We start from the raw sequence: 9,832 nt of genomic DNA, 5'->3' as shown, positions 1-9,832 counted from the left end.
TGTTCCTCTGTTTCCACTCCCTCTGCTATGACCTTCATTTTTAGGAGATGCGCCATAATAATAATGGTCCTGACGAGGGTATTGCTGTTCATGTCGTGGGGACATTCCCGAATAAATGATTGGTCGATTTTTAGCTTATCAATCGGCAGCCTCTTAAGATAATTTAGAGAGCTATATCCTATACCAAAATCATCTATACTGACCTTGACCCCAAGTCTCTGTAATTCCAATAGTGTTGTTATCGAACGTTCAACATCCATCGTTATACTTTCCGTGATTTCCAGTTCTAAATATTTTGGATTAAATCCCGTTTCGGTTAAGGCGGATTCTACAATCTCAACTAAATTTGATTGGAAGAACTGTTTGGCTGAGATATTTACAGAAACAGTGATAGGTGAAAAACCTACTTCCTGCCACTTTTGATTTTGCCGGCATGCTGTTCTAATTGCCCACTCACCCATTGGTATAATCAACCCCGTCTCTTCGGCTAACGGGATAAAGGAATCAGGCGGAATAATCCCCTTTTCAGGATGTATCCATCGCATTAATGCTTCCGCACCATAAATTTGATTGGTTTCTAGATTAACCTGTGGCTGATAAAATAGCTCAAATTGATTTTGCTCCAAAGCTTTCCGTAAATTTAATTCCAAATCTAAATCATGCTGAGCTTTTTTATTTAACTCTTCATTAAAGAATTGATAATTATTTCTACCGAGGCTCTTGGCATGATACATGGCTAAATCAGCATTTTTTATTAACGTATCTAAGCTTTCACCGTGGGTAGGGAAAATGGTAATCCCAATACTTGGAGTAACCAATAATTCGTGATGCTGAAAGGTTAATGGAAGTGATAATTTGGTAATGATTTGTTGTGCAGCTTCAATTGCTCTTTGTTCCCCTGATTCAGGCAGCAGAATGGAAAATTCGTCGCCTCCATACCTAGAAATGATATCTTTTTCATTGACACAGGCTTTCAGCCTTTCCGCAATTTCAATTAATACTTTATCGCCGACTTCATGTCCCATCGTATCATTTATAGCTTTAAACCGATCCAAATCTAGAAAAATCAGCGCGAAACGACAATTATTTTGACTTGATGCTATTATCGCTTCATTTAGTTTTTCCCGTAATAAATACCGATTAGGCAAATCGGTTAACTGGTCATGATAAGCCATGTGCTTAATCATTTTTTCAGTGTTTTTTCTCTCTGTGATATCAATAACTGTTCCTATGATTGCCTCTTTGCCATTATAGACAATCTTTGAACCATATAATTCGAAGGTAATGACACTCATATCTTTTCTTATTGCTCGGTATTCATATTTAATCGTACCTATTTCATTATTAAACCGTTTACTGATATTTTCATTTACTAGAGGTAAATCTTCTGGATAAATAAATTCTGAAACATTTAAACCTACTAACTCTTCACATTTGTAGCCCGACATTTCGCAAAGTCTTGGATTCACATATACCAATTTTCCATCTTGCATGATGTAAACTCCTACTAAAGAGTTTTCTATTAGGCTTCGATACTTAGCTTCAGCCTCCATTAAATCGTGCTGTGCTTTTTTATGCTTAGTAATATCTTTTATGATGGTGTATACACCATCAATCTCTTCATTCACAAAAATAGGGATATTGGTTACGCTAATCTCCCTTTGTTTCCCTTCTTTATCCAATATAGAACATTCGTAATTTGTGGCATTTCCTTCTACTGCCTCGACAAAGTGGGCTGTCACTCTCTCTAAGTCATTAGGAAGGACAAAACCTGAAAATGGTTTATCAATTAATTCTGCAACACTATATCCATAAATAGAAACTGCATTGTTTGCAACAACAAATTTTCCATTTAAATCAAAGATGAAAATGGCATCAGGATTTTCTTCAAATAGAGATTTATAATATTGTTCATTTAGTTGAATGTTAGTATTATTTCTAGAATTTTTCCGAAGATGGGAAGAAATGATCAATATAGTAGCGATGATCAAAGCTATTTCAATTGCAAGACCTACCCCTAAGGTTATTTCCTTCATTGATTGTTAATCCTCCAAGATACATTTACTATTACTATTTCCCCAAAAAACTTATTATAAAGAAATTCTAAAAATTAAAAAAGCCTACCCATAAAGAATAGGCTTTTTTTCATTGTGCATGTGGATAATAACCATTAAACGTTGAATCACTTTCTTATAAAATAGGAGATAGTAATCTAGAAACAGACTCTTTAAGGCGAATTTCCAGAGAACGTTTTTGATAACCTTCAAAAGTCAGTAACATCGACACCTTAATATCCTCTTTAAAAGTTTCCGTTAGTTTTCTAGAAACTCCTTCATCATACAAAAAGGCATTTACTTCAAAATTCAGTCTAAAACTTCGATAGTCAATATTAGCAGTTCCAACAGAAGAGATTTCTTCATCCACAACGATCATTTTTGAGTGGATAAAACCATTTCTATAAATATATACCTTTGCACCAACTTTTAATAATTCACTAACATGTGATAACGTTGCCCAGTAGACAAATAGGTGATCAGGTTTATCAGGAATCATAATATTAACTTCCACTCCGGATAAGCAGGCAATTCGAAGGACATCTAATAAACTTGTATCAGGGATAAAGTAAGGCGTTTGTATATAAATGGATTTCTTCGCGGACATAATCATTTTTATATAACCATTCTTAATTTGTTGAAACTCAGAATCAGGTCCGCTTGTTACAATCTGAATTCCGATATTTCCATGAGAAATATCTTCAGGATATAAATTGGGAACATAGTCAACATCATGGTCATCTGAAGCTTGGTTCCAATCGAGGATGAAACGAGTCTGGAGAGCATACACAGCGGTACCTTGAATCCGCAAATGGGTATCCCGCCAATAGCCAAATTTACTATTCAGCCCTAAGTATTCATCACCAACATTGAAACCCCCGACATAACCAATCTTACCATCAATTATCACTAATTTCCGGTGGTTCCGATAATTCATCCGGAGATTAATGAACCGCAATTTAGATGGAAAAAAGACTTCCACTTGTCCTCCAGCTTTTCGAAATTCTTTAAATGACCTTTTCGGCAAACTCCGCGAACCTAATTCATCATAAAGGATACGAACTTTTACCCCTTGCCTGGCTTTTACAGTCAGTGCCTCGATTAATTTTTTGCCCAGATTATCATTTTTAATAATGTAATATTGGATATGAATATAATTTCTAGCAGCTTTTATATCTTTAAATAACTGTTCGAATTTATCTTTACCGTCTGAGAAAATCTCAACAGCATTGTCCTCTGTTAAGATAGCTTGATTGTTAATCATATGCATGTAAATTAAATCATGGTTATCCCTTGTGACGTCATTTCTATAATAAAATTGATTCAGACGTAGTTTAGTCAATTGTGTATCTAATGCTTTTTCAAAACCTGTCTTTTTGAGATCATCCCATTGGAAAAGCCGCTTTCGACTTAAATTTTGTCCCAATAATAGATACATCACAAATCCCAGGATTGGAATGAAAAATAGAACTAATAACCAGGCCCACGTAGAACCAACGTCCCTTCTTTCTTGAAAAATAACAACGAGGGCCAACATGATATTCAATACCAGCAGTAAGCCTAATAATATAGACGTAATATTCATGGCAAAAACCCTCTCAACAGAATTAATCCGTAGTTTTTACTAGTATCTTCTTCTTTTTCTCTGCCATCCAATGACGAAGATAAGAAGAATAAATAATAGTACATATAAATAATTTGAATATTGGTCCATTCTTTCCGCAATAACTTCCCAGTTTTCTCCTACTCGTGCTCCCAGATTTATCAATACTGTATTCCAAATGATGGTGCCCAGCGTTGTAAAAGTAATGAACAGCCAAAAGTTCATTTTTGCCATTCCTGCAGGGATTGAAATGAGACTGCGAATGAGAGGAATGAACCGACAGAAAAAGACGGTCCAAATTCCATATTTATCAAACCATGAGTCTGCTCGATATAGATCCTCTTTTGTTAAACGGAGAACCCGTCCATAACGTTCAATCATTCTCTCCAATTTTTTAACATTTAAGATTGCTCCAAGTTGGTAAAGAATGATAGCACCAAACACAGACCCCAACGTGGAAAATGCAATAACTCCAAGAACAGTCAGTTGGGTTTGAGCCGTCATATAGCCACCAAACGTAAGTATCACTTCCGATGGAATAGGAGGGAATATATTTTCAAGTGCAATAAGGAGAAACACTCCCCAATACCCAAACTGTTCAATAAATTCTTTAATCCATAACTCCATAATATCCTCCAATAAATGATAAATTGCTTTTATAGTTTTTACGAGCGGCTGGCAGAAAAGTTTCAAAAACGGGACATCTGCTCCTACCTACTATATTTTTTGGAGGAAAAATTAAAACCATTTTCAACGAAAAAAGCATTTGAGAGTTCAAATGCCTTTAGTGTTTAGCATAAAATATTGTGTTTTTCGAAGTGATATGGTTAGGAATCGTATTAGAGAATCTTTAGTGCCTTTTCAATGGGAACATCACCTGAAATGAGGTCAAATGATTGATAATATGTATTTTCTTCGGTTAAGGAATGGATAATGGTTTTTGCCACATCCTCACGCGGTATCTTTCCGCCTCTTATATCACTTGCAGCTGTTATCATCCCCGTTCCTGGTTCACTCAATAGCCCGCCAGGTCGAATAATCGTGTAGGTCAATTCACTTTGTTCAAGCATTTTGTCGGCATAGTATTTAGCAGCATAATAAGGTTGCATTTTCTCATGCCAGTTTTCTCGCCTATGTGCCTGAATTGCGCTGACCATTATGAAGCGTTTAATTCCGACTTTTTCAGACGCTTCAATTGTTTTCACAGCACCATCAAGATCAATTAACAGTGTTTTATCATACCCCGTATTCCTGCCAGAGCCTGCAGTAAATATGATAGCATTACAGCCTCTTGCAGCCTGAGCAATATCCTCTACACTTTGTTCTAAACAAGCCACAGCTACTTCGATTTCCATTTTCCTAAAAGCCTCAGCTTGTTCTTCCTTTCTAACCATCGCTTTGACTGTATGTTCTTCACTGTCTCTGAGTTGATTAACAAGAATTTTACCTACCTGCCCATTAGCTCCAACCACTAATACGTTCATCGATGTTAGCTCCTTACCTTGTTTACGACTATTATTTCATTGCGAGAACAACTTATTCAAAAATCCTACATTGGTAGGGTAAACTGCCTGGAAATACCGTATTTATGCCATACCCATCCAACGAGAAAAAACTGCACCCAAAAGATGCAGTTATCAAAAAGCTATTCTTTTTTCTCTGGAATCATACAGTTGCCATCTACACAGCTTGCATCTTCTGCACTCACAGTTGAAAGGTCTTGAAAAACTGGAGCTGGATTTTCTTCTTCCCATACTTTTTGCAGTGCTCCTGCAAATGTAGATGTTGGCTGTGCACCCGAAATCGCGTATTTTTGATTAATGATAAAAAACGGAACACCGGTAATTTGATATTGCTGTGCGATCGACTGATCGATACGAACATCATTAGCGTAAGTTTTTTCATCTTGAAGAACCTTTAATGCCTCTTCGCGGTTAAGTCCTGATGCCTCCGCGATATCCGCTAACGTTTCGGTGTCACCCACATTTTTCGATTCCGTAAAGTAGGCATAAAGAAGATTTTCGGTGATAACACCTTCTTTTCCTTGTGTTTTCGCGAATTTCGCCAAGCGATGAGCGTTAAAGGTATTCGTTGGTTTCATGTTATCAAAATTAAACGTTAATCCAACTGTAGAAGCTTGCTGACCTACATTCTGATTCATTTGCTTTGCTTGTTCAATACTCATCCCGTATTTCGAAGCTAGTGATTCATGGATACTTTTCCCACTATAGGGTGGAGCGTTAGGATCTAACTCAAAGCTTTTAAATTCTATTTCAACACTGTCCCGATGTGGAAATTGAGACAATGCTTCCTCTAAACGAGCCTTTCCTATATAACAAAATGGACAGACAAAATCAGACCATACTTCAATTTTCATGGTTACACCTCTTTTTCTTCGATTCCTTCTCATAGTATCACAGCCTTGAAGAAAACTTAAAAATCATGCTTACATACAAATGGTTAAAATTACCTACTAATGATAAAATTAACTTATTATTCTTGTAAGGGGTTGTTACCATTACTAAACTTACAAAAGCTGTGGTTGGTTTCCTAGCGCTTGATTTATACTTTGTCTTTGTCCCTTCACACCTTGGCAATCCCTTCTTACAATTCGGTGCTTATCTGGTTTTCTTTCCACTTGCTTATTTTATCGCAAAATGGGTTGGGTTGAACGGTTTAAAAGGAATGGGACTAGTATTCCATCCAGGCTGGATAAAAAACTTCAAGATTAGTTTTTGGATTGGTTTTAGTTTTTGGATGCTGATGTTTGGAATTCAGTTACTTAGTGGTGATCTAATATGGATTGGTTTCAGTGAGCCAGCGGAATTACTAATGCCTTTATTAATGATAATAGTGGGGTTTTTCATCGGTTCATTCATTAATGATTTGATTGTAAGGGGTTTTGTCATTAATCTCTTAAAAGATAAATTACACGTCGGGTGGGTCTTCTCGATTAGTATTTTGTTATACGCTCTCGATGATTACTGGTATGCAGGCTTCAGTTTAAGTAATTTTATTTTTTCTGTGATTTTAGGACTTTCTCTGACTTATGCATTCTATAAAACTGGTTCCATCTGGGCCAATACGGGTATTCACTATGGGTTAAATGTGGCTTATGGCCTTTTCTTCGGAATGGTCGGCAGCCCAGGCACCTCTGTTTTTATGGTTAAAGAGGCTGTTAATGAATCCTTACTCTCAGAGATCCTTTATTATCTCATTCCATCTATGATGTTTTTTACCGTCCTAATGGTAATCAGGTTCTACAGCGACTTTACAAAACAAAAGAGAGATATTCCGGTTAGTTTTGATGTTTAATATGGAGGTTTTTCACAATATCTACATAAAACCTACTAATACCTACACATTTTTCCGAATATCTACACAAACTGATCTTATATCTACACACTTTTTAAATTATCTACACAATTTTGGAATATATCTACAAAGTAACGAACCGCCCCTAAAGCAGGAGGCGGTTCTCTTAATTTATTGTTTAAATTCAGGCTCCTTACCACTTAACCAATTCTCAAAGTACTCCTTCGCTTCTGGTCCAGGGGATTCTTAAATTAAGCGTCATTTTGCCTCGTTTTTCTAAGTACAAGAAAAATATAAGAAACACCTGCACCGATTGAGGAGATTACGATAACAAGTCCCATTGGGATGGCCGTTTCTTCGCCTCCTATGCCAACTAAAGGGGAAGTTATACCGCCGAATGCAAAGGAAAGTACACCAAGGAGTGCTGAGGCACTACCTGCATTTTTGCCTTGCTTTTGCATGGCGAGTGAAAATCCGGCTGTATTCACAATGCCAACACTGGATACCACCAGAAATAATGGAATTAATATCATCCACAAATTTGCCTGAACCAAAATAAGAATTAACAAGGCCACACTGCCGAACAAGGACATACTTAATCCGAAGTTTAATAGCCTTGATTCTGGAATTCTCCCAGCTAATCTACCCGTAGTTTGACTGGCAATCATAATACCTAACCCATTGATTGCAAAAATAAGGCTGAAAATTTGCGGCGAAGCCCCATATATGTTCTGCACCACAAAGGGGGAACCTGAGATGTAAGCAAACATTGCGCCAGTAACGAGCCCTTGTGAAAAAGCGTATCCAATGAAACTAGGATCAAAAATTAGTTTACGAAAAGTCAGAAGGGTATTTTTAATTCCTCCGCGTAATCGTCTCTCATTGGGTAGTGTTTCATGTAATCCGAGAAGGACAACAAAAAACATTGCAAATCCGATTATGCCTAGGACAATAAATACACCTTGCCACGGAACGAACCTAAGGAGCTGCGCACCGGCTACTGGAGCTAGAATAGGCGCTGCACCATTTACTAAAGATAGAAGCGCAAAGAATCTCGTTAATTCAGTTCCAGAATATAAATCGCGCACAATCGCCCTCGAGACAACCATCCCCACTGAACCCGCCAGCCCTTGTATAAAACGCAGCAAAATAAATGTCCAAATTGACGGACTGAATACACATAAGATTGATACAACAGCATAGATAATTAAACCAATTAAAAGAGGCTTCCGTCTCCCGTTAATATCACTGATTGGTCCAGCAAACAGCTGACCTAACGATAGTCCTAGCAGGAAAAACGTCAGACTAAGTTGAATAAAAGACGGACTCGTATGAAAGAAATCTGCCAGTATGGGCAAAGCGGGTAAATACATGTCTATGGATAATGGACCGAAGGCTGCTAAAGAACCTAGCACCATCGCGATCCATAATCGCTTGGAACGTGTGATCGTTCCTGGATTATCAATCGAATTATTTAAAGAAGAACCCAAAGTTGTTTCATTCCCTTCGTTGTTTCATATGTTTTTAATTTTCTAATTATTGATACGATAAATCAAATGATTAATCCTAGAAACTAAATTTATTTTCAACCCAAAAAGGTAAGCATGAAAACAAGTGAGCAAACTGAAAGGATTTCTGGCGAATAAATAGAATATTAATTCAACATGTTATTTTCTCGAAAAATTAAAAATAATTATATATAAGAGGTGTTCTTGATGAAAGAATGGACTAAAGAAATTGAGATTAATGCCCCTATCGAAAAGATTTGGGATTTGTTTGATGGTTCTTTAGAAAAAATGCAAAAAATCATGCCGCAGGTCGTTGGTCATACACCCGTGAAAGTAACAGAAGAAGGCGTTGGAACAATCTATCGTCAGCAGTATAAAGAAGGTAAACGGATTGAAGAGTATGATGTTGAAACATTAGAATACTTGAATGCACCTGACCATAAGAAATTGAAAGTTGGATTCACCTTAGCCAACATTTTTGAAATTACCGCTGGATATGAAGTAACAAAAATAAATGAACATAAAACACGATTTAAATACACAACCACGAATAAACCATTAAAAGCGATATTTAAATTATTCTTATGGTTTGCCGGTGATAAGACCGTGGTTAAATTTGTTGAGCGGGTAAAGGAATTAGCCGAAGAGGAAAGTGCTTTAGTGAAATAAAGAAAGGGGCCTAGAATGGTAGACTATCGTTTCTCACATCGATTAAAGGTGCGTTATTCGGAAATTGATGGGCAAAAGATTGTTTTTAATTCACATTACTTAACGTATATTGATGTAGCCGTCACAGAATATTTCCAGCAGCTTCTTCAACACGATGAACAGTTTGACTTTGTTCTAGCAAAATCAACACTTGAGTATAAACGATCAGCATTCTTAAATGACTGGCTCACAGTTTGGTGCAGGATGGAAAGAGTTGGACACAAAAGCATGACGATGAATTTTATGATTACGAGAGAAGACGAACCGGAGCCGGTACTCCTGGCTGAAATTATTTACGTCAGCGTTGACCCCGATACAAAAAAAACATGTCCTGTTCCTGATTTTATCAGAGAACGGATTGAACAATATGAACTAGAATATAAGTAACGAAAAAAATTCCCCATTTTTTTAAAAATGAGGAATTTTTCCTTTTAAAAGTGGACTATCGTATTGGGTTCAAGGAAATAAAGACTTTCTCCGCTCACCTTTTCTTTCGTTAATTCTTCCCATGCCTGTTTATAGAAGGACAGCTGCGTGCTATAAAAAGCTTGCAGTCTTTCATAATCCTCTTTCCTTTTTGCACGGTCTGTCTTGTAATCCACAATCTTCCATTATTATATCACTATTAAAATTAGTGTTGACAA

10 protein-coding genes (1 of these 10 running past the window's edge) are annotated in these 9,832 nt (G+C 36.8%); 3 read left to right on the top strand and 7 right to left on the bottom strand.

Annotated elements, in window-relative coordinates:
• The 5 genes from ABC255_RS12250 to ABC255_RS12230 form a co-directional block, all read right to left on the bottom strand.
• On the bottom strand, nucleotides 1-2,036 hold the 5' portion of the coding sequence (locus ABC255_RS12250) for a sensor domain-containing protein (RefSeq protein WP_412993814.1). The gene continues 115 nt to the left of window position 1, outside the view; the window shows 2,036 of its 2,151 coding nt (coding positions 1-2,036); it begins with the start codon at nucleotides 2,034-2,036; the stop codon falls past the left edge of the window.
• A 154-nt stretch (nucleotides 2,037-2,190) separates the two neighbouring features.
• Nucleotides 2,191-3,639, bottom strand: a complete 1,449-nt coding sequence (gene cls, locus ABC255_RS12245) for a cardiolipin synthase (RefSeq protein WP_412993812.1) — start codon at nucleotides 3,637-3,639, stop codon at nucleotides 2,191-2,193.
• 39 nt (nucleotides 3,640-3,678) lie between these two features.
• A complete protein-coding gene (locus tag ABC255_RS12240; RefSeq protein WP_412993810.1) occupies nucleotides 3,679-4,284 on the bottom strand; it encodes a DedA family protein in 606 nt (201 codons plus the stop codon).
• A gap of 212 nt (nucleotides 4,285-4,496) precedes the next feature.
• Nucleotides 4,497-5,141: an SDR family oxidoreductase gene (locus tag ABC255_RS12235; RefSeq protein WP_412993809.1), complete on the bottom strand. Its 645-nt coding sequence runs from the start codon at nucleotides 5,139-5,141 to the stop codon at nucleotides 4,497-4,499.
• Nucleotides 5,142-5,302: 161 nt separating this feature from the next.
• Nucleotides 5,303-6,034, bottom strand: a complete 732-nt coding sequence (locus ABC255_RS12230; RefSeq protein WP_412993807.1) for a DsbA family oxidoreductase — start codon at nucleotides 6,032-6,034, stop codon at nucleotides 5,303-5,305.
• A 161-nt stretch (nucleotides 6,035-6,195) separates the two neighbouring features.
• On the opposite strand from ABC255_RS12230, the gene ABC255_RS12225 reads away from it, so the two are divergent.
• On the top strand, nucleotides 6,196-6,972 hold the full coding sequence (locus tag ABC255_RS12225) for a CPBP family intramembrane glutamic endopeptidase (RefSeq protein ID WP_412993805.1): 777 nt from the start codon (nucleotides 6,196-6,198) through the stop codon (nucleotides 6,970-6,972).
• A 251-nt stretch (nucleotides 6,973-7,223) separates the two neighbouring features.
• Here the strand turns inward: ABC255_RS12225 and ABC255_RS12220 are convergent, their stop codons facing one another.
• Complete coding sequence (locus tag ABC255_RS12220) at nucleotides 7,224-8,390, bottom strand: multidrug effflux MFS transporter (protein WP_412998546.1); 1,167 nt, start codon at nucleotides 8,388-8,390, stop codon at nucleotides 7,224-7,226.
• 297 nt (nucleotides 8,391-8,687) lie between these two features.
• Between ABC255_RS12220 and ABC255_RS12215 the strand changes: the two genes are divergently transcribed.
• On the top strand, nucleotides 8,688-9,149 hold the full coding sequence (locus ABC255_RS12215; RefSeq protein ID WP_412993803.1) for an SRPBCC family protein: 462 nt from the start codon (nucleotides 8,688-8,690) through the stop codon (nucleotides 9,147-9,149).
• Between the two features lie 15 nt (nucleotides 9,150-9,164).
• Entirely contained in the window at nucleotides 9,165-9,575 is a 411-nt protein-coding gene (locus tag ABC255_RS12210) for an acyl-CoA thioesterase (protein WP_412993801.1), read from the top strand.
• A gap of 44 nt (nucleotides 9,576-9,619) precedes the next feature.
• Here the strand turns inward: ABC255_RS12210 and ABC255_RS12205 are convergent, their stop codons facing one another.
• Nucleotides 9,620-9,790, bottom strand: a complete 171-nt coding sequence (locus tag ABC255_RS12205; RefSeq protein WP_412993800.1) for a hypothetical protein — start codon at nucleotides 9,788-9,790, stop codon at nucleotides 9,620-9,622.
• Between the last annotated feature and the right edge of the window lie 42 nt (nucleotides 9,791-9,832).

Source organism: Neobacillus canaveralius (assembly GCF_047237705.1).
GTDB classification, from domain to species: domain Bacteria; phylum Bacillota; class Bacilli; order Bacillales; family Cytobacillaceae; genus Neobacillus; species Neobacillus niacini_K.
Note: the sequence above shows the minus strand (reverse complement) of the source record. Positions and strands in the feature narration are given on the sequence as shown.

Coding starts and splice junctions, on each gene's coding strand:
- cls (WP_412993812.1), bottom strand. CDS start 3,639: ATGAATATTACGTCTATATTATTAGGCTTACTGCTGGTATTGAATATC.
- ABC255_RS12210 (WP_412993801.1), top strand. CDS start 9,165: ATGGTAGACTATCGTTTCTCACATCGATTAAAGGTGCGTTATTCGGAA.
- ABC255_RS12240 (WP_412993810.1), bottom strand. CDS start 4,284: ATGGAGTTATGGATTAAAGAATTTATTGAACAGTTTGGGTATTGGGGA.
- ABC255_RS12220 (WP_412998546.1), bottom strand. CDS start 8,390: ATGGTGCTAGGTTCTTTAGCAGCCTTCGGTCCATTATCCATAGACATG.
- ABC255_RS12215 (WP_412993803.1), top strand. CDS start 8,688: ATGAAAGAATGGACTAAAGAAATTGAGATTAATGCCCCTATCGAAAAG.
- ABC255_RS12235 (WP_412993809.1), bottom strand. CDS start 5,141: ATGAACGTATTAGTGGTTGGAGCTAATGGGCAGGTAGGTAAAATTCTT.
- ABC255_RS12230 (WP_412993807.1), bottom strand. CDS start 6,034: ATGAAAATTGAAGTATGGTCTGATTTTGTCTGTCCATTTTGTTATATA.